Origin of the sequence: Micrococcus sp. HG099 (assembly GCF_024723355.1) — a bacterium.
Lineage (GTDB): Bacteria > Actinomycetota > Actinomycetes > Actinomycetales > Micrococcaceae > Micrococcus > Micrococcus endophyticus.
The window spans coordinates 1-18,627 of record NZ_JANQCJ010000038.1; the positions used below are offsets into that span (position 1 = coordinate 1).

The 18,627-nt window shown below is 72.9% G+C and carries 16 protein-coding genes; 4 read left to right on the forward strand and 12 right to left on the reverse strand.

All coding sequences use genetic code 11. The annotated features are described in order from the left end of the window. The 9 genes from NWP10_RS05210 to NWP10_RS05250 all read right to left on the reverse strand — a co-directional run. The coding region (locus tag NWP10_RS05210) for a hypothetical protein (protein WP_258300122.1) at window positions 1–430 on the reverse strand (430 nt) is incomplete at its 3' end. Next, a complete protein-coding gene (gene typA, locus NWP10_RS05215; RefSeq protein WP_141843301.1) occupies window positions 423–2,333 on the reverse strand; it encodes a translational GTPase TypA in 1,911 nt (636 codons plus the stop codon). The genes typA and NWP10_RS05210, both read right to left, overlap by 8 nt. A gap of 149 nt (window positions 2,334–2,482) precedes the next feature. Continuing rightward, window positions 2,483–4,354 (reverse strand): ABC transporter ATP-binding protein, encoded by a 1,872-nt coding sequence (locus NWP10_RS05220; protein ID WP_221432940.1) that lies wholly within the window; start codon window positions 4,352–4,354, stop codon window positions 2,483–2,485. A 32-nt stretch (window positions 4,355–4,386) separates the two neighbouring features. Then, window positions 4,387–5,595, reverse strand: coding sequence for an ABC transporter permease (locus tag NWP10_RS05225; protein WP_258300123.1), 1,209 nt, complete (start codon window positions 5,593–5,595; stop codon window positions 4,387–4,389). Window positions 5,596–5,600: 5 nt separating this feature from the next. Continuing rightward, on the reverse strand, window positions 5,601–7,121 hold the full coding sequence (locus NWP10_RS05230) for an ABC transporter permease (protein ID WP_258300124.1): 1,521 nt from the start codon (window positions 7,119–7,121) through the stop codon (window positions 5,601–5,603). 162 nt (window positions 7,122–7,283) lie between these two features. After that, window positions 7,284–9,161 (reverse strand): ABC transporter family substrate-binding protein, encoded by a 1,878-nt coding sequence (locus NWP10_RS05235; RefSeq protein WP_258300125.1) that lies wholly within the window; start codon window positions 9,159–9,161, stop codon window positions 7,284–7,286. A 208-nt stretch (window positions 9,162–9,369) separates the two neighbouring features. Then, complete coding sequence (locus NWP10_RS05240) at window positions 9,370–10,278, reverse strand: hypothetical protein (RefSeq protein ID WP_258300126.1); 909 nt, start codon at window positions 10,276–10,278, stop codon at window positions 9,370–9,372. Beyond that, window positions 10,275–10,934: a hypothetical protein gene (locus NWP10_RS05245; protein ID WP_258300127.1), complete on the reverse strand. Its 660-nt coding sequence runs from the start codon at window positions 10,932–10,934 to the stop codon at window positions 10,275–10,277. The genes NWP10_RS05240 and NWP10_RS05245 overlap by 4 nt, the downstream gene beginning before the upstream one ends. Before the next feature lie 56 nt (window positions 10,935–10,990). Beyond that, on the reverse strand, window positions 10,991–12,502 hold the full coding sequence (locus NWP10_RS05250; RefSeq protein WP_258300128.1) for an NAD(P)/FAD-dependent oxidoreductase: 1,512 nt from the start codon (window positions 12,500–12,502) through the stop codon (window positions 10,991–10,993). Between the two features lie 157 nt (window positions 12,503–12,659). Here NWP10_RS05250 and zupT point away from each other — a divergent pair, with 157 nt between their 5' ends. Next, a complete protein-coding gene (gene zupT / locus NWP10_RS05255; protein ID WP_258300129.1) occupies window positions 12,660–13,448 on the forward strand; it encodes a zinc transporter ZupT in 789 nt (262 codons plus the stop codon). Between the two features lie 80 nt (window positions 13,449–13,528). Here zupT and NWP10_RS05260 read toward each other — a convergent pair whose 3' ends face one another. Beyond that, entirely contained in the window at window positions 13,529–14,713 is a 1,185-nt protein-coding gene (locus NWP10_RS05260) for a S1C family serine protease (protein WP_258300130.1), read from the reverse strand. 2 nt (window positions 14,714–14,715) lie between these two features. Beyond that, window positions 14,716–15,216, reverse strand: coding sequence for a thiol peroxidase (gene tpx, locus NWP10_RS05265; protein ID WP_017489371.1), 501 nt, complete (start codon window positions 15,214–15,216; stop codon window positions 14,716–14,718). A gap of 409 nt (window positions 15,217–15,625) precedes the next feature. Between tpx and NWP10_RS05270 the strand changes: the two genes are divergently transcribed. Then, window positions 15,626–16,516: a patatin family protein gene (locus NWP10_RS05270; RefSeq protein WP_036382648.1), complete on the forward strand. Its 891-nt coding sequence runs from the start codon at window positions 15,626–15,628 to the stop codon at window positions 16,514–16,516. Between the two features lie 106 nt (window positions 16,517–16,622). Here the strand turns inward: NWP10_RS05270 and NWP10_RS05275 are convergent, their stop codons facing one another. After that, window positions 16,623–17,171, reverse strand: a complete 549-nt coding sequence (locus tag NWP10_RS05275) for a PACE efflux transporter (protein WP_258300131.1) — start codon at window positions 17,169–17,171, stop codon at window positions 16,623–16,625. 41 nt (window positions 17,172–17,212) lie between these two features. Between NWP10_RS05275 and NWP10_RS05280 the strand changes: the two genes are divergently transcribed. Then, window positions 17,213–17,524 carry a ferritin gene (locus NWP10_RS05280; RefSeq protein ID WP_258300132.1) on the forward strand — a complete coding sequence of 104 codons (312 nt, stop codon included), beginning with the start codon at window positions 17,213–17,215 and terminating at the stop codon, window positions 17,522–17,524. Window positions 17,525–17,640: 116 nt separating this feature from the next. Then, complete coding sequence (locus tag NWP10_RS05285; RefSeq protein WP_258300133.1) at window positions 17,641–18,582, forward strand: DUF808 domain-containing protein; 942 nt, start codon at window positions 17,641–17,643, stop codon at window positions 18,580–18,582. Window positions 18,583–18,627 lie beyond the last annotated feature (45 nt).

Genomic DNA, 18,627 nt, shown 5'->3' on the forward strand with positions numbered 1-18,627 from the left:
GGCCGAGCCGGCGCCCGAGCGCCAGCAGGACCAGGCCCAGCAGCGGCTGGCCGACGGTCCAGGCCACGGACGCGACGACGGCGCCCGGCGCCGCCGCCAGCATGCCCGCGGTCCACGGCACCCCGAGGGCGTCGTGGACCGGCAGGCGGTGCAGGGCCAGGACCGCGGTGAACGCGCCGGCGACGACGGCCGCCCCGGCCGGCAGGGGCGCGCCGCCGCGCTCGGCGGTCCGGCGCATCCACCACCGCTGGACCGAGCCGGCCAGCACGAGGGCCAGCACGGCCCCCCACGGCAGGGTCCAGCCGTCGGGCAGCGGCGAGAGCGTCAGGTGGACCGCCGTGCCGAGGACGCCGGCGCCCAGGCCGAGCAGCGCTCCGCCGAGGACCCCGGCGCCGCGGGCGGCGCCGCGCCGTCCGGACCGGTCAGGCACGGGCGCGGGCGCGCGCGGCCTTCAGGCGCTCGTTGGCGTCCAGGACCACCTTGCGGATGCGGATGTCCTCCGGGGTGATCTCCACGCACTCGTCCTCGCGGGCGAACTCGAGGGACTCCTCGAGGGTGAGCTGGCGCGGGGGCGTCAGGCCCTCGAACGAGTCCGAGGAGGCCGCACGCATGTTGGTGAGCTTCTTCTCCTTGGTGATGTTCACGTCCATGTCGTCCGCGCGGGAGTTCTCGCCGACGATCATGCCCTCGTACACCTCGGAGCCGGGCTGGATGAAGAAGGAGCCGCGCTCCTGCAGGTTGATCATGGCGAACGGGGTGGCCGTGCCGGCGCGGTCCGCCACGAGCGAGCCGTTGTTGCGGTACTCGATGGTGCCGGCCCAGGGCTCGTAGCCGTTGGCGATGGAGGAGGCGATGCCGGCGCCGCGCGTGTCCGTGAGGAACTGGGTGCGGAAGCCGATCAGGCCGCGGGCGGGCACGGAGAACTCCATGCGGATCCAGCCGGTGCCGTGGTTGGACATCTCCTGCATGCGGCCCTTGCGGGCGGCCATGAGCTGGGTGACGGCGCCCATGAACTCCTCGGGCGTGTCGATGGTCATCAGCTCCATGGGCTCGTGGACCTTGCCGTCCACGGTCTTGGTGACCACCTGCGGCTTGCCCACGGTCAGCTCGAAGCCCTCGCGGCGCATCTGCTCCACGAGGATGGCCAGCGCGAGCTCGCCGCGGCCCTGGACCTCCCAGGCGTCCGGGCGCTCGGTGGGGAGCACCTTGAGGGAGACGTTGCCGATCAGCTCGGCGTCCAGGCGGTCCTTCACCTGGCGGGCCGTGACCTTGGCGCCCTTGACGCGGCCGGCCAGCGGGGAGGTGTTGATGCCCACGGTCATGGAGATGGCGGGGTCGTCCACCGTGATCAGCGGCAGCGGCTTGGGGTTCTCGACGTCCGTGAGGGTCTCGCCGATCATGATGTCCTCGATGCCGGCCACGGCCACGATCTCGCCCGGGCCGGCCTCCTCGATCGGCTCGCGGCTCAGGCCCTTGGTGCCGAGCAGCTCGGTGATCTTCACGGTCTTCAGCGTGCCGTCCTGGCGGGCCCAGGCGACCTGCTGGCCCTTCTTCAGGGTGCCGTTGAAGATGCGCAGCAGGGCCAGGCGGCCCAGGAACGGGGAGGCGTCCAGGTTGGTGACGTGCGCCTGGAGGACCTCGCCCTCCGTGTAGGCGGGGGCCGGGATGTGCTCCATCATGGTGGCGAACAGCGGCTCGAGGTCCTCGGAGTCCGGCAGGGAGCCGTCCTCGGGCTGGTTCAGCGAGGCGCGGCCGGCCTTGCCGGAGGCGAACACCACGGGCAGGTTCAGCACGGAGTCCAGGTCCAGGTCCTCCACCTCGTCGGCGAGGTCCGAGGCCAGGCCCAGGAGCAGGTCCATGGAGTCGGAGACGACGCCGTCGATGCGGGCGTCCGGGCGGTCCGTCTTGTTGACCACGAGGATCACGGGCAGCTTGGCGGCCAGCGCCTTGCGCAGCACGAAGCGGGTCTGCGGCAGCGGGCCCTCGGAGGAGTCCACGAGCAGCACGACGCCGTCCACCATGGACAGGCCGCGCTCCACCTCGCCGCCGAAGTCGGCGTGGCCGGGGGTGTCGATCACGTTGAAGGTCACGGTCTGGCCCTCGGGGGCGGAGGGCCCGGAGTAGAACACGGTGGTGTTCTTGGCCAGGATCGTGATGCCCTTCTCGCGCTCCAGGTCCCCGGAGTCCATGACGCGCTCGGCCACCTCCCCGTGGGCCGCGAAGGCGCCTCCCTGACGGAGCATGGCATCCACGAGGGTGGTCTTGCCGTGGTCCACGTGGGCCACGATGGCCACGTTGCGCAGGTCGGAGCGGCGGGTGTCGGTCGAGGTCATGGGCGTCCTGTCCGGTTCGTGAGGCGTGGGGCGGGGACGCACGACGACGGCGGCCCCCGTGCGATTGTACGCGCAGGGACCGCCGTCGGATGGCGGGCCGGTCGGCCCGGGTGCGCGGCGGGGCCGGCCCGCCGCGCACCCTCAGGGGATCAGTAGACGCCCTCGCCGAGGGAGGCGAGGAAGTCGCGGCGCTCCTGGCGCCGCTCCGCCTGCTGGTCCGGGTCCGGCACGGGGGCCGCGGCCAGGAGCCGGCGGGTGTACTCCTCACGCGGGTTGTGGAGCACCTCCTTGGTGGGTCCCTGCTCCACCTGGCGGCCGTCCTTGAGGACGAGCACCTTGTGGGCCAGCATGTCCACCACCGCGAGGTCGTGGGACACGAACAGGCAGGCGAACTCGTAGCGCTGCTGCAGCTCGGCGAACATGTCCAGCACCGCGGCCTGGACGGACACGTCCAGCGCCGAGGTCGGCTCGTCCGCGATGAGCACCTGGGGGTCCAGGGTCAGGGCGCGGGCGATCGAGACGCGCTGGCGCTGGCCCCCCGAGAGCTCGTGCGGGTAGCGGTTCACCACGGAGCGGGGCAGGCGCACCGCGTCCAGCAGCTCCTCGGCGCGGGCCAGGCGCGAGCGCCGGTCCCCCACCTTGTGGACCACCATCGGCTCGGTGATGACGTCGCCGATCGGGAACCGGGGGTCCAGCGAGGCCGCCGGGTCCTGGAACACCACGCCGATGTTCTTGCGCAGCTTCCGCTGCTCCGACTTCGGCATGGCAGCCAGGTCGTGGCCCTGGATCCGCAGCGAGCCCTCCGCGATGGTGAGCAGGCCCAGCACCGACTTGGCGATGGTGGACTTGCCCGAGCCGGACTCGCCCACGAGGCCGAGGATCTCGCCCGGGGCCACCTGGAAGCTGACGTCGTGCACCACGCGGTTCTTCTTGCCGCGGTGGTCGTACTCGAGGTGCAGGTCCTCCGCCTCGATCGCGTACTTGGCCGTCGTCTGGGTGGCCGTGACCGGCTCCGGCTCGGCGACCTCGTACGTCGCGCCGAGGCGCGGCACCGAGGAGAGCAGCTTCTGCGTGTAGGGGTGCTGGGCGTGCTGGAGCACCTGGTGCACCGTGCCCTGCTCCACGAGCTCGCCGTGGAGCATCACGCACACGCGGTCCGCCATGTCCGCCACCACGCCCATGTTGTGCGTGATGAGCAGGATGCCGGTGTTCATCTTGTTCTTCAGCGAGCGCAGCAGCTCCAGGATCTCCGCCTGGACCGTCACGTCGAGCGCCGTGGTGGGCTCGTCCGCGATGATCACCTTCGGAGAGCAGCTGATGGCCATCGCGATCACGATGCGCTGGCGCTGGCCGCCGGAGAACTGGTGCGGGTACTGCTTCAGGCGCTCCGCCGCGTCCGGGATGCCCACCATGGTGAGCAGCTCGACCGCGCGCTTGTCCGCCTCGGTGCCGTAGGCGATGCCGTGCAGCTCCAGCGCCTCGGTGAGCTGGTCGCCCACCGTGAGCACCGGGTTCAGCGCCGTCATCGGCTCCTGGAACACCATGGCGACCTCGTCACCGCGGATCCCGCGCAGCTGGCCGGGGGTCATGTCGAGCACCTCGCGGCCCGCGAGCTGCACCGAGCCGGTGATGTCCGCGTTGCTCGGCAGCAGGCCCATGGCGGTGGCGCTGGTGACGGACTTGCCGGAGCCCGACTCGCCCACGAGGGCGACGACCTCGCCGGGCTTGACGTCGAACGTCACACCCTTCACGGCGTGGACCTCGCCGAACTCGGTCCCGAACTTCACGTCCACGTCGCGGAACGCGAGCACGGGCTTGCCGTCCAGGTCGTCGTGGCGGGCCACGACCCCCATGGAGCTGGTCGCCGGGCCGGGGGTCGGCCCGCCCGTGCCCGAGGAGCCGGGCACGGCCGCGCCGCGCGCGTCGAGGTCGGCGGAGTGCGAGCCGTGCTCGCCGGCGCCGGTCCCGACCGCCGTCGGCTCAGTGCCGGCGGCGTCGTGCTGGTTCTTCTTGCCGGACATCGGTCGGCCTTCCTTGTCGTTGCCGTGCGCGGTCACTGGCCCACACCTCCTGCCGGGCCGCCGACTCCGCCGCGGCGGGGCTCGGGGGCGTCGGGGTCGGCGATGAGGTCGTCCGCCTCACCGTCACGGGCGGTGGGCGCGGTGCCCAGGCCGGCGGCGGTGGTGGCGCCGGCGTCGGTCTTGGCGGCACGGCGGCCGAACAGGCCGCGCTTGCGGCCCGCCGCCGCGCCCTGACGCGGGTCGAAGGCGTCGCGCAGGCCGTCGCCCAGGAAGTTCACGGACAGGGCGATGGCCAGGATGATCATGCCCGGCCACCAGAACAGCCACGGACGGGTGGTGAAGGAGTTCTGGTAGAGGCTGATGAGCAGGCCCAGGGACGAGTCCGGGGCCTTCACGCCGAAGCCGAGGAAGGAGAGCGAGGTCTCCAGCAGCACGGCGCCGGCGATCGCGAACGTCGCGTTGACCACGATCACGCCGATGGTGTTCGGCAGCAGGTGCTTGCCGATCACGCGGCCCGGCTTGGCGCCCATGGCGACGGCGGCCGCCACGAACTCCTTCTCGCGCAGGGAGAGGACCTCGCCGCGCACGAGACGGGCCAGCGACGTCCAGGTCACCAGGCCGAGCACGAGCGCGAGCGGGAGGATGCCCATGTTCGCGCCGCTGGCCATCTTGCCGAGCACGGCCGCCAGCACGAGCAGCGGGATGACGATGATCAGGTCGGTCAGGCGCATCAGCACCGAGTCGATCCAGCCGCCGAAGTAGCCGGACACGGCGCCGATGACGGCGCCGATCACCGTGGAGAGCAGGCCCACGATGGCCGCGATGATCATGGACTGCTGAGTGCCGCGCATCACCAGGGCGAAGTAGTCCTTGCCCGTGGAGTCCTGGCCGAAGGGGTGCTCGCCCCATCGGATGCCCTCGCCGCCGAGGAACTGCGGCACGAGCGAGAGGGTGGGCCGGCCGCCGTCCACCACGGTGGCGGCGGCGAGGTAGGACTTGTCCCACCAGCCGGGGATGCCGGCGAAGCCGATGGACGTGAACGCCATCACCGTGATGAACACGAGGACGATCACGGAGGCCATCGCGGCCTTGTGGTGGAGGAAGCGCTTGCGGACCAGGGCGCCCTGCGAATAGGACTTCCCGGCCTTGGCGCGGAGCTTGGCGTCCTCGGCCTCCGCGAGGTCGAAGATCTGCTGCTCGTCGAGCTGGGTGCCCGACGTTGAGGAGTTGTTGGTCGTCATCTGGCTCACACTCGAATCCGGGGGTCGAGGACGGCGTAGAGCACGTCCGCCACGAGGTTCATCAGCACGGCGGCGGTGCCGGTCACCAGGAAGAACGCCATGACGGGCATGGGATCCACCTGGTTGAGGCCGGTGGCGAACAGCTCGCCCATGCCCTTCCAGCCGAACACCTGCTCCGTGATCACGGCGCCGCCGATCAGGCCGGCGAAGTCGAAGGCCATGATCGTGGTGATGGGGATCAGCGAGTTGCGGAACGCGTGCTTCAGGATCACCTGGCGCTCCGACAGGCCCTTGGCGCGCGCGGTGCGGATGTAGTCCTGGCGCGAGACCTCGAGCATGGAGGAGCGGGTGTACCGCGAGTAGGTGGCCACCGAGATGATGGTCAGCAGGATGGTGGGCAGCAGCAGCTGCGCGCCGCGGTCCAGGAAGAGCACCCAGAAGTGGCCCTCCATATTGGGCGTGCCCGAGCCGATCGTGGAGATCGGACGCGGCTTGGCCCGCAGGAAGGCGGGCCAGTAGTTCATGACGTGCTCGGCCACGATCGACACGCCCATGATCAGGGCGGTCACCAGCGAGGCGGACACGGCCGCGCTCTTGGAGAAGCCGCCGAGCAGGCGGCCCACGAGGATGGCCACGAGCACCAGGATCACGCCGAGGCCGGCGATCAGCAGCGCCGAGGGCGTGCTGCGCAGGATGCCGTAGGTGGCGTAGTAGGCCACGATGCCGATCGCGACGGTCACGAGGGTCGCCTTGAGCACCGAGCGGTTGCGCAGGCCGGCGATCACGGTGGTGGCGCCGACGGCGGCGGCCAGGCCGATCAGGGCCTGGACGATCGGGCCCATCTGCGGGTTGCGCCAGAAGTCGAGGGCGAAGAGCAGCCAGCCACCGACGAGGACGACCGCCACGGTGGCCAGGAAGGTGAACACGCGGCGCTTGACGTCTCCGGCCATGACGGCCTGGAGGGCGAGGCCCACGAGCAGGGCCAGCACGATCAGCCCTGTCCAGTTGAGCTCCGGCATCCTGATCCAGTCGTTGAACCGGATGCCCAGGTACTCCTTCAGGAGCACGGCGGCCCAGAACACGGGCAGGGAGAAGAAGAGGAAGATCAGGAACGTGACCACGTAGTCCAGGCCGGAGTACTGGCGGATCGCGGTGATGATGCCGACCGCGATGCCGATGATGATGGCCAGGACGGTGGCGAGCACGACGAGGCGCAGCGTGGAGGCCGCGGCGTTGCTCAGGAGGTCGCCGATCTGCTGACCGGAGCGGTTGAGCCCGAAGTCGCAGTTGCCGGTGGCGCAGCCGGCGACGCCGGTCAGCCAGTCCCAGTAGCGGCCGTACCACGGCTGGTCCAGCCCCATGAACTGGGTGCGCGCGGCGATGAGGGTCTCGCGGTTGGGGCTCGAGGACTCTCGCAGGTCCTGGAGGGGGTCGCCCGAGTTGACCACGAGGAAGAACAGGAGGATCGATGCGCCGAACAGCACCAGGAGGGAGCTGCCGAGACGCTTGAGGATGAATTTCAGCACAACAGGGGGTGGCCTTCCGTGCGCGTGCGGAGGAGAGGGAAGTGCGGCGGAGCCGCGGTTCACGGCCAGAGCCCGGCCGGTGCCCGGCCGGGCTCTGTCCTGAGTCCGGACACCGGCGGTCCGCTGGGAGCGGACCGCCGGTCGTCAGGGATCAGTGGGACGTCACTGCTGGACGCGGACCCACTGCTCCACGTTCCACAGCGCGCCCGACTGGGCGGCGGAGTCGCGCACGTTGGCGACGTCGGCGTTGTGGCCGACCACACCCGGGTGGGCGTACAGCGGGATCGCCTGGAAGTCCTCCCACAGGAGCTTCTCGATGATCTTGGTCTGCTCCTTCTGCTCGTCCTCGTCCAGCGAGGTGGCCAGGGCGTCCCACGCGGCGTCGACCTCGGGGTTGGAGTACTTCACCTGGTTCTGCGCGCCGGTGGTGTGGTAGATGTTCTTGCCCGACGCCTTCTGGCCGGAACCGGCCCAGGCGAACAGGGCCGCATCCACGTCACCCGCAGGCAGGACCTCAGTGAAGAACACCGGCGAGTTGGCGTCCTGGATGTTGAAGCCGGCCTGGTCGCACGAGCTCTTGATGAGCGCGACGGTCTCGGTGCGGCGCGGGTTGCCGGCCTGGTAGCCGAGGCGCACGGTCGGGTTGGAGACGCCCGACTGCTCGACGAGCTCCTTGGCACGCTCGAGGTTCGGCTGGTCCAGCTCCGACGGGTAGGCCGCGTCCACGACCTCCTGGTAGTCGTCCTGGAACGGGAAGACCTCGCGCAGGTTCATGACCTGGGCCTCGGGGTAGATCGGCTTGATCAGGTTGTCCACGATCTGCTGACGCGGCACGCACAGGGCGAAGGCCTCGCGCAGCTCCGGGGAGTCGGCGAAGACCGAGCCCTCGACGTGGCTGTAGTCGATGTGCTCCCAGGTCATCTGGTCGCCGGTCTGGATGTTGACGGAGTCGCCCAGGCCCTCGAGCTGCTGCAGGGTGTCCACGGTGGCCTGCGGCTCGATGACGTCCAGGTCGCCGTTCTGCAGCGCCTGCACGTGGGTCTTCGGGTCGGCGAAGCGGAGCACGAGCTCCTTGGTGGCGGCGGGGGTGCCGAAGTACTCCGGGTTGGCCGTGAGCGTGATGCTCTGGCCGGCCTGCCAGCCGCCCTCCTTGAACATGTAGGGGCCGGTGGAGGGCACGTCCGCCAGGTCCGGCAGCTCGCCCGGGTTGAAGTCCCAGCCGTCGTTCCAGAACTCGGCGGCGGGGGCCAGCGCCTCGACGTCCTTGTTCGCGGCGGCCTCGGCGAGCTCCTCGATGGTCATGCCGGCCTTCTCGGCGACGATGTGCGCCGGGAGGGTGGAGCCGATCAGGATCTCCCAGTCGGCGTAGGGCTCGGCGTAGGTGACCGTGAACTCCTTGCCGGCGGGGTCGCCCTCGGGGGCCTCGGTGATGTACTTGCCCTGCTCGAAGGAGATGGAGTCGAACAGCGGGGCCTCGGCGCCCTCGGCCTTGACGGTGTCGTTCTCCACGGCCCACTGCAGGATGTAGTCGGCGGCGGTGACGGGGGTGCCGTCGGACCACTTGGCGTCCTCGGCGATGGTGTACTTCACCTGCAGCGGCTCGTCCGAGACCTTCTCGTAGGTGCCGAAGTCCTCGTTCTTCTGGATGGAGCCGTCCGTGCCGAAGTACCAGAAGGAGGAGAACATGCGGTCCACCACGGCGGAGTTGTACGTGGTGTAGGTGTTGGACTGCACGCCGTTGTAGGACACGAAGTCGTCCGCGCCGACGGAGTAGGCGATGGTGTCGTCCTGGGGCTGGATATCGCCCAGGTCCGCCATGCCGGGGCCGTCCACGGGGGCGGTGAGCTTCTGGCCCTTGTCACCCTCGGTGACCTCGGGGGCGCCGGCCTCGCCGCCCTGCGAGGCGGAGCCGGAGGCGCCGCCGTTGCCGGAGGAGGCGGTGTTGTCGGCGTCGTCGCCGCCGCCCGGGGCGCAGGCGGAGAGGATGAGGGCCGAGCCGGCGGCGAGGGCCGCGGCGGCGGAGAGCTTGGTGTACTTCATGGAAGTGGCTTCCGTTCATCAGAGGTGCAAGGACGTCGCGCATCCGGCCACGGGTGGGAACCGGTGGTGCGAGACGACCTCCGGGCCGTTCCGCCGAGACGGAACGTTCCGTGAGATGGACCACACTGTAGCGGGCACATTCCGATTCGCGAAAGTCCCGCGCCCGGATCCGCCCACCCGCGTGTCGCCTGGGGCGATGCGCCGCCGGTCAGCGCGGCAGCGCGGGGCCTACCGGGAAGTAGCCCAGGTAGCTCACGCCGGAGGTGTTGTAGGTGAACTTGATGCCCATGATCACGCGGATCCCGACGTGCATCCCCCACGCGACTACGGCGAAGGCGCGGCCCAGGCGGCGGTCCACCAGGGACAGCGGCGCCCCCAGCTCGACGGCCAGGGCCACGGTGGCCATCAGGGTGAAGAAGTGCTCCTGCCGGTACAGCGCCCGCCCGGCCGCGGGCATCTCGGAGCCGAAGAGCTCCTTGCGCAGCCCGTCGATGGCGATCTGGCCGCGCAGGACGTCGCCGCCGGCCCACTTGACCCCCAGCTCGCTGCGCACCTTGGCGACGCCGGAGATGAGGTAGACCACGCACGTCGCCGCGTTGACCATGGGCAGCACTCCCCCGTACCGCCGCTCCAGCACGGCCGGGGCGAGACCCCGGCCGGCGACGGCGGCGTCCACGCTCAGCGCGTCGGCGCTCGGTGAGACGCCCAGCACCATCTGGTGCATCAGCAGCATGTTGTCGTTGTGGTAGAGCATCCCCCACGAGTTGCGGTAGCTCAGCGTCCACAGCTGCAGGGCCGCGTTGAGCGGTCCGGTGACGCGATGGGCCACCCCGAGGGTCGCGAGCGCGTTCACGGCCTGGGCGGCGTCGAACAGGCCGTCGGCCACGCGCGGTGGCAGGGGCCGCTTGAGGACCTTCACCACGCCCACGGGCTCGAAGCGGCGCGGGTCCTGCCGGTGCAGCCCTCGGACGAGGTCGCGGCGGCGGTGCCCGTTCCAGGCGGCGAAGGCGCCGACGCCGAGGCGGACAACGGCGGGGCGGGCGGGCGTGGCGGCGGGGCGGAGCACGTCCACGGCGTGCCGCCACACGGAGGCGAGGAGGGGGCGTCCGGTGCTCATCGTCCCGCCTCCCGGCCGAGCTGGGCGGCGTCCCGCCGCTCCTGGACGGCCTCGGCCCTGCCGCCGACGGCACAGCGGGCGAGGACCTGCTCGCGCTGGGGCAGGCGCTGCCCGGCCATGTACTCGTCGAAGCGGAAGCGGGAGCGCACGGCCTCCACGGTCACGATCGCGGCCTCGCGGCGGCGTCGCGTGGACCCCGGGCCGGAGCCGGTGGGCACCGCTCCCCCGAGCGCCTCGGTCTGGCGGGCCAGGGCGTCGGCGTAGTCCTGGACGACGACGGCGGCGTCGCCCCGGCGGAAGGCGCGGGCCACCTGCTTGCGGGTCTGGTTGAGCCCGCCCGTGCCGAAGTGGCGGTGGTGCGGGATGACGCGCTCGCCCTCGGCGGTCAGGCCGATGACGTGCGGGACGTGCGTCGAGCGGCCCCGGTGCTCCGAGAACATGGGGTACGTGGACAGCGGGAAGGAGTCGAGCCGGAACTTCGGCGCGTCCGTGCCGGAGAGGTGGCTGCCGGCGTAGGCGCGCAGCGGCCACAGGGCCACGGCGACGGCGGCTGCGCCGAGGCCGATCGCCCATGCGTCCCGGGCGGTGGGCTCGGGGGCGGCGGTCGGGGCCGGCGGGCGGTCGATGAGCGGTCGGAGTGCGAGCGGGACTCTCATGGCTCCTCCTGGGGGTGATGACGGTCGGGCGGCGGGTGGGGCGGTGTCGGGGCGGGTCAGCGGCCGGTGGCGCGGGCGCGGTCGGCCAGCAGGGTCCGCACGGCCCACGCGCCGGCCATGCCGTGCACGCCGGCGCCGGGCGGCGTGGAGGCCGAGGCGAGGTAGAGGCCGGGCCGGCCGACGCGGTGCGGCCGCGGGGAGGCGGTGGGGCGCAGCAGCAGCCGCAGGCCGGCCATCGAGCCGCCGGCGATGTCCCCGCCCACGAGGTTGGGGTTCCACGCCTCGAGGTCCGCCGGACGCATGTCCACGGCGCCGAGGATCCGGTCCCGGAACCCGGGGGCGTGCCGCTCCACCTCCGCCTCGATCAGCGGGCGGACGTCCCCGGGGTGCCCGTGGGGCACGTGCGCGTAGGACCAGAGCACGGTGCGCCCCGCGGCGGGGCCGGCCGCGCGGGAGGGGTCCGCGGACTGCTGCTGGCAGAGCATCACGAAGGGCCGGGCGGGCATGCGGCCGGCGGCGACGTCGGCCTCGGCCCGCTGGATGTCCGCGGCGGTGCCGCCGAGGTGCACGGTGCCGGCGCCGGCCAGGCGCCCGTCGCGCCACGGGACGGGGCCGTCGAGCAGGAAGTCCACCTTGGAGACGGCCGGGCCGGGGCACCACCGCTGGAGCGCGGCGGCGTAGGAGGGCGGCAGGTCGGTCCCGCGCAGCCGCGCCACCTGGCGCGGAGTCATGTCCAGCACGACGGCGTCCGCGTCGGGCAGCGCCCGCAGGTCCGTGACCTCCTGGTCCAGGTGCAGGCGCCCGCCGCGGGCGCGCAGCACGGACACGAGCGCGTCGGTGATGGCCCCGGAACCGCCGCGGGCCACGGGCCAGCCCGAGCTCATGCCCAGGGCGCCGAACAGGGCGCCGAACGCGCTGGTGAGGGGACGGCCGGGGGGCATGATCGCGTGGACGGCGGAGCCGGTGTAGAGGGCGCGGGCCTGCTCGGTGCGGAACACGGCCCGCCCGAAGTGGGCCGCCGGCCAGGGCGCGCGCAGCCCGAACCGCGCCATGGCCACCGGGTGGGGCCAGGGGCGCACCAGCGGGCCGAGCACGTCCGCCACGAGCTGCTCGATGTGCTCCACGAGGGCGCCGTGGACCGCCCGCCACGCGCGCCCGTCCGGGCCGAGGCCCTCCGCGGTGGCGTCCAGGTCGCGGTGCAGGATCGCGGCCGGGCCGTCCGGCAGCGGATGGCCCATCGGCACCGCGGGGTGCAGCCACTGCAGCCCGTGGGCGGCCAGGTCCAGATCCCGGAACACGGGGCTGGCCGCGCCGAACGGATGGCCCGCCGCGCCGAGGTCCACCACGGTTCCCTCCCCCAGCACCGGCGCTGAGGCCGACGCGCCGCCGGGCACGGGGGCCCGCTCGTACACGTCCACCTCCCAGCCCTCGCGGGCGAGCAGCGCCGCGGCCGTGAGGCCGTTGGGTCCGGCGCCCACCACCACGGCGCGGCCGGGCTCGACGCCCCGCGGCAGCGCGAAGCGGGGACCGGCGGCGGGGGCCGGCGACGGGGTGGGCCAGGCGGTCATGGACTCTCCGATGCTGGTGCGTGCGGTGCGGACGGGGCCGGGCCCCGGAGCCGATGCCAGTCTCGCCCCCACCCATGAGACGGTGATGAGACGGAGGCCGCCGGCCGGCTCATTAGGATGGTCGCACCCCGCCGCACGTGCTTCAGGAGGATGCGCCGTGGACCCCTTCTGGATCGCTCTGGCCCTGACGGCCTTCGCCGGCCTGGCCACGGTGCTGGGCGGCGTCCTCGCCGTCGTCGGGAAGGAGCCCTCCGGGCGCGGCCTCGGGGCCGCGCTGGGCCTGGCCGCCGGCGTGATGATCGCGGTGTCCTTCCTGGAGATGCTGCCGGTGGCCGTCGAGGGCCTGGCCGGCGCGGTCGGCGGGGCCGCCACCGCCCTCGCCGTGGGCGCGCTCGCGGTGGGCGCGGCCGGCTACGTGGTCCTGGAGCGCGCGGTGCCGGTGCCCGCGGCGGGCGTGCCGGACGACGTGGACGGCCCCGACGGGCTGAGCCGGCTGCGGCTCATGCGCCTGGGCATGGTGACGGCGCTGGCGATCGGCCTGCACAACGTCCCCGAGGGGTTCGTGACGTTCGCCGGCGCCCTGCAGGACCCGTCCGTGGGGGTGGCGCTGGCCGTGGCGATGGCGGTGCACAACGTGCCCGAGGGGATCGCGGTGGCCGTGCCCGTCCGGCGGGCCACCGGCTCCCGGCGCAAGGCCTTCGCATGGACCGCGTTCACCGGCCTCGCCGAGCCCGTGGGCGCCCTCGTGGGCTGGCTGCTGCTCGCCCCGTTCCTGAACCCCGCGCTCGTGGCGGTGGTATTCGCCGCCGTGGCCGGCGTGATGATCACCGTCAGCCTGGACGCGCTGCTGCCCGCGGCCCGCGCCGCCGGCGGGCGGGCGGCCACGCTGGCCGGCGTCCTGCTGGGCGTCGCCGCGATGGCGATCTCCCTCGACCTGCTCGGCTGAGCCGGACGGCGCCCGCCCGGCGGGGCCGCGCTGCGGGAGCGGCCGGTCCTCTCAAGGGGAGCGCCGGGGCGGGCTGCCGGTCAGTTGACCACGGCCTCCTGCAGCACGGCCTCCGCCTCGCGGACCTCCCCGGAGGCAGTCCGCCACGTCACGGTGATCCGGTCCCCCACGTTGTGGTCGTTCACCAGGCGGGACATGCGGGAGGCGCTGCCCTCCACCGCCTGGCCGTCGACGGACAGCACCACGTCGCCCGGCACGAGGCCGATCGCCTCGGCCGCCGAGTCCGCGTCCACCTGCATCACCACGACGCCGGCCTCGGGGTCGGCGGCGACCATGATGCCCAGTGCGCCGTCCGCGCCGATGCTGACGGTGTCCGTCTCCTCCCCGGAGAGGACCTGGTCCACGACGCCCAGGGCGACGCCCAGCGGGATGGCGAAGCCGTCGACCTCCTGCGCGCCCGTCCCGTCGCTGGCCGCTACCGTGACGCCGACGACCTGGCCGTCGTCGTCCACCACGGGACCGCCGGAGTAGCCGGGCACCACGTCCGCGTCCGTCTGGATCAGGCCCGTCAGGCGCGCGTACTCGTCGCTGCCCTGGGACGCGGCCATGATGGTGCGGTCCGTGCCGAGCACCGTGCCGCGCACCGCGGTGAGATGCCCCTGGCCGCGCCCGTTACCGACCGCCGCCACCTCGTCCCCGCGCCGGACCGGGTCCAGCGAGACGCTGGCCACCGGCAGGTCGGTGACGCCGTGGACGTCCAGCACCGCGACGTCATGCTCCGCGTCCCGCCCGAGGACCGTGGCCGTGTGCCGCTCCCCCGTGTCCGCCTCCACCACGAAGACCTCGGAGGAGTCCTCCACCACGTGGTAGTTGGTCAGCGCCAGGCCCTCGGGGGTGAGGACCATGCCGGTGCCGGTGCCCATCCTCTGGCCCAGGACCGTCTCCACGAGCAGGATGCCCGGGGCGTGGTCCACCGCGAGCCCCGGGTCCAGCTCGGACCCGGCGTGGGCGGGCGCGTCCCAGTCGACCGCCACGCCCTCGTGGGCGCCGGCCAGCTCCTGGGCGAGCGCGCCGGCGTCCGGGGGCGCCGCCTCCCGCGCCGAGACGACGGGGTCCGGGGCGCCGGCGACGTCGACCATCCGCCCCGCCACCAGCAGGGTCACCCCGACGGCGATCACGAGCGCGCCGAGCACGCCGAAGAAGGAGATCGCCAGGGCCAGCGGCGAGCGCCGGCGGCGCGGCGGCCAGCCTGGCGGGACGCTCATGCTCAGGCCTGCGCGGCCGCCAGGGCGGCCTCGTAGTCCGGCTCCTCGGTGATCTCGGGGACCAGCTGGGCGTGGCGGACGACGCCCTCCGCGTCCACCACGACGACGGCGCGCGCGAGCAGGCCCTCGAGCGGGCCGTCCACCATGGTCACCCCGTAGTCGTCCCCGAAGGAGGAGCGGAACACGGAGCCGGAGCGGACGTTCTCGATGCCCTCGGCGGAGCAGAAGCGGGCCGCCGCGAAGGGCAGGTCCGCGGAGACGGCGAGGACAGTGGTGTCCTCCAGGTCCGTGGCGCGGGAGTTGAACTCGCGGACGGAGGCGGCGCACACGCCGGTGTCCAGCGAGGGGAACACGTTGAGGATCACGCGGCGGCCGCGCAGCTCCTGCAGGGTCACCGGGGACAGGTCCGCGCCGGTGAGGGTGAAGTCCGGGGCGGGGGCGCCCACCTCGGGCAGGTCGCCGACGGTCTGGACGGGGGTGCTCTTCATGTGGGTCGTGGCCATGGGGACAGCCTAGGCGGTGCAGGGCGGAGGCTCCTGGCACGGGCGGCGCGGGGCGGGGGGCTCCTGGCGCGAGCGGTGCGGGGCCGGGAGACCGGATGGGCGTGCCCTCTTGCAACGCGCCGCTCCCCGCACGAGCTGTCCTGCACAGTGCCGCTCCCCGCCCGAGCTGTCCTGCAGAGTCCCGCTCCCCGCCCGAGCTGTCCTGCAGAGCGCCGTGATGAGGGCGATTCGGCGGCTCATAACGGCCGGATGCAGGACAGCTCGGGGCGTGCGGCAGCGTGAGCAGTCTCCCGGCCCTCCGCCGAGCCTCGTCCACGACGCCGGGCCCGCCTGCCCCTAGGATGGGCGCGGCCGAACGATGCGCCCCCGGGCGGTCCGTTCGGCGGACGGCGAACAGAGAGGGGCCAGGATGCGAACTCCCATGACGTCCAACGTCACGGACACCGCGCTGCTGTTCGAGGGCGGCGGCATGCGCGCCTCCCTGACCTCGGCCGTGGTGGCCGAGCTGCTGCGCGAGCGGATCCACGTGGACTTCGTGGCCGGCATCTCCGCCGGCTCCTCGAACTCCGTGAACTACCTGGCACGCGATCCCGAGCGTGCCCGCCGCTCCTTCGTGGACTTCGCGGACGACCCGCGCTTCGGCAACTGGCTGAGCTTCGTCCGCGGCAAGGGGCTGTTCAACGCGGAGTACATCTACGAGCACGCCGGCCTGCCCGAGGCGGACCTGCCCTACGACTTCGCGACGTTCCAGGCGAACCCCGCCCGGCTCGTCCTGGTCGGCTTCGACGCGGTGACCGGGCAGACCCGCTGGTGGGACCGCTCGGACATGGGCACGCTGGCCGACCTCATGGTGCGGGTGCGGGCCTCCTCCACCATGCCCGTGCTCATGCCGCCCGTGCACGCCGAGGGCACGGTGTTCGTGGACGGTGCGCTCGGCGTGGACGGCGGCATCCCGGTCACGGCCGCCGAGGAGGCCGGCTTCGAGAAGCTGTTCGTGGTGATGACGCGCGAGCGCTCCTACGTGAAGCGGCCGGAGCGGTTCCCGGCCTTCTACCAGCGCACCTTCCGCCGCTATCCCGCGGTGGCCGAGGCCCTGATCAGCCGGTGGCGCCGCTACAACGAGACCCGCGAGCGCCTCTTCGAGATGGAGCGGCAGGGGCAGGCGTACCTGTTCGTTCCAGAGTCCATGCCGGTCTCCAACGCCGAGCGCTCCGTGGCGAAGCTGGCGGCCGCCCATGAGCTCGGCCTGGCGCAGGTGCGCCGGGAGATGCCGGCGATCCGGGAGTTCCTGGGCCTCTGACGGGCCGCGGTGCTCCCCCTCGGGACCGACAGCACTCCCCCGCGGCGCCGACAGTCCGCCCGCGCGAGGGGGCGGCGCCGGCGGCGCACCCGCGCGCGGCGGTGCGTCAGCGCGCGGCGCCGGCGGCCGAGTCCGGCAGGCCGAACACCCAGTCGAACGCGTACGCGTACACGGCGGCGTAGACGAGGAAGAACACGAGCAGCCCGGCCTCGATGAGGAACGCCTGCCACAGCCCCACGCCCAGGATGAGCGCCACGGCCGGAACCAGGAAGAGGATGAGCCCGCCCTCGAAGGCGACGGCGTGCAGCGCCCGCAGCCACCACGGCCGGCCGGTGATGCCCGCGCGTCGCTCGACCGCCTCGAACATCGAGTTGAACGCGATGTTCCACAGCAGGGCCACCGTGGAGGAGACCACGGCGACCGCCAGCGAGGAGCCGCCCGAGTTGCCGAACGCGGCCAGGATCCCGGTGGTGAAGAGGATGGCCAGCAGCTCGAAGACCACCGCGTAGACGATCCGTCGCTGCAGCGGCGAGCGGAACACCCGCCGCCTCACCAGGGCGCGGCGGCCCCCGGGGCCCCGGGGCGCGTCGGAGGACGACGACGGCACGGAGGGGACGTCGTCGGGACGCGGGGCGATGGTGAGGGGCTCGGACACGGCGCTCAGCCTAGGCATCGGCCGCGGCGGCGACGAATCCGGTGACCGGCGTCACCGCCGCGGACGGCCTGGACCTGTCCGGCATGGCGGCGTGGCTGCGCCACCAGGCCGACGAGGAGATCGTGCACGCCAACAAGTTCATCGACCACGTGACCGACCGCGGCTCGGACGCCGCCGGCGACCTCAGCTCGCGGCCGCTGCTGAACTGGTTCCTCGAGGAGCAGATCGAGGAGGAGGCCACGGTCTCCGAGATCGTCGGCCAGCTCGAGCTGGTGGGCGACGACGGCTCGGGCCTGCTGCGCATGGACACGCGCCTGTCCTCCCGCCCGACGGAGACCACCGAGCCGGCCTGATCCCGCACCGGGAGGCCACGCCGCCTCTCTGACGGGCGCGCGGGTCGATATGCTCGACCCGCGTGCCCTTCGCGCGTCGGCGTCCCGAGGCGTCGTCCCACGTCCCAGGAGGAACCATGAGCGGTCTGGTCGCTCTGCTCGACGACGTCGCCGCCCTCGCCCGCCTCGCCGCCGCGAGCGTGGACGACGTCGCCGCCGGCGCCGCCAAGGCGTCCGCGAAGGCGGCCGGCGTGGTGGTGGACGACGCCGCCGTCACCCCGCAGTACATGGCCGGCGCCGCGGCGAACCGCGAGCTGCCCATGATCTGGCGCATCACCAAGGGCTCGCTGCGCAACAAGCTGTTGTTCATCCTCCCGGCGCTGCTGCTGCTGGACTGGCTGGCGCCGTGGGTGCTGCCGTGGCTGCTGCTGGCCGGCGGTACCTACCTCGCCTACGAGGGCGCCCACAAGGTGTGGGGCAAGCTCACCGGGCACTCCCCCGAGCATGACGAGCCGGCCGTGGAGAAGGGCCCCGAGGCGGAGGACAAGGTGGTCCGCGGCGCCATCACTACCGACTTCATCCTCTCCGCCGAGATCATGGTCATCTCCATGAACGAGGTGGCCGACGTCGACTTCTGGCTCAAGGCCGTGATCCTCGTGGTCGTGGCCATCCTGATCACCGCGGTGGTCTACGGCGCCGTCGCGCTGATCGTGAAGATGGACGACGTGGGCCTGCACATGACGCAGAACGGGCGCACCGCGGGCGGCCGCAGGTTCGGCGCCGGCCTGGTCAAGGCCATGCCCCACGTGCTGACCGCGATCACCGTGATCGGCACCGTGGCCATGCTCTGGGTGGGCGGCCACATCGTGCTCGTCGAGCTCGCAGCCCTGGGCGTGCCGTGGCCCTACGACGTCCAGCACGGGATCGTCCACGCAGTGGAGGCGGCCGGCGGCTTCGTGGCCTGGCTCGTGGAGACCCTGACCTCCGCCCTGTGGGGCCTGATCTGGGGCTCGCTCGCCCTCGGCGTGGTCCTCGTGGTCAACCGCCTGCGCGGCAAGAAGGACACCCTGGCGCACTGACGCGCCCTCCGCCCGAGCGCCCCGGGGCGGGCCGGTCACCTCGAC

Coding starts and splice junctions, on each gene's coding strand:
- NWP10_RS05240 (WP_258300126.1), bottom strand. CDS start 10,278: ATGAGCACCGGACGCCCCCTCCTCGCCTCCGTGTGGCGGCACGCCGTG.
- tpx (WP_017489371.1), bottom strand. CDS start 15,216: ATGGCCACGACCCACATGAAGAGCACCCCCGTCCAGACCGTCGGCGAC.
- NWP10_RS05285 (WP_258300133.1), top strand. CDS start 17,641: ATGAGCGGTCTGGTCGCTCTGCTCGACGACGTCGCCGCCCTCGCCCGC.
- NWP10_RS05245 (WP_258300127.1), bottom strand. CDS start 10,934: ATGAGAGTCCCGCTCGCACTCCGACCGCTCATCGACCGCCCGCCGGCC.
- typA (WP_141843301.1), bottom strand. CDS start 2,333: ATGACCTCGACCGACACCCGCCGCTCCGACCTGCGCAACGTGGCCATC.
- NWP10_RS05270 (WP_036382648.1), top strand. CDS start 15,626: ATGCGAACTCCCATGACGTCCAACGTCACGGACACCGCGCTGCTGTTC.
- NWP10_RS05225 (WP_258300123.1), bottom strand. CDS start 5,595: ATGACGACCAACAACTCCTCAACGTCGGGCACCCAGCTCGACGAGCAG.
- NWP10_RS05250 (WP_258300128.1), bottom strand. CDS start 12,502: ATGACCGCCTGGCCCACCCCGTCGCCGGCCCCCGCCGCCGGTCCCCGC.
- NWP10_RS05260 (WP_258300130.1), bottom strand. CDS start 14,713: ATGAGCGTCCCGCCAGGCTGGCCGCCGCGCCGCCGGCGCTCGCCGCTG.
- NWP10_RS05220 (WP_221432940.1), bottom strand. CDS start 4,354: ATGTCCGGCAAGAAGAACCAGCACGACGCCGCCGGCACTGAGCCGACG.
- NWP10_RS05235 (WP_258300125.1), bottom strand. CDS start 9,161: ATGAAGTACACCAAGCTCTCCGCCGCCGCGGCCCTCGCCGCCGGCTCG.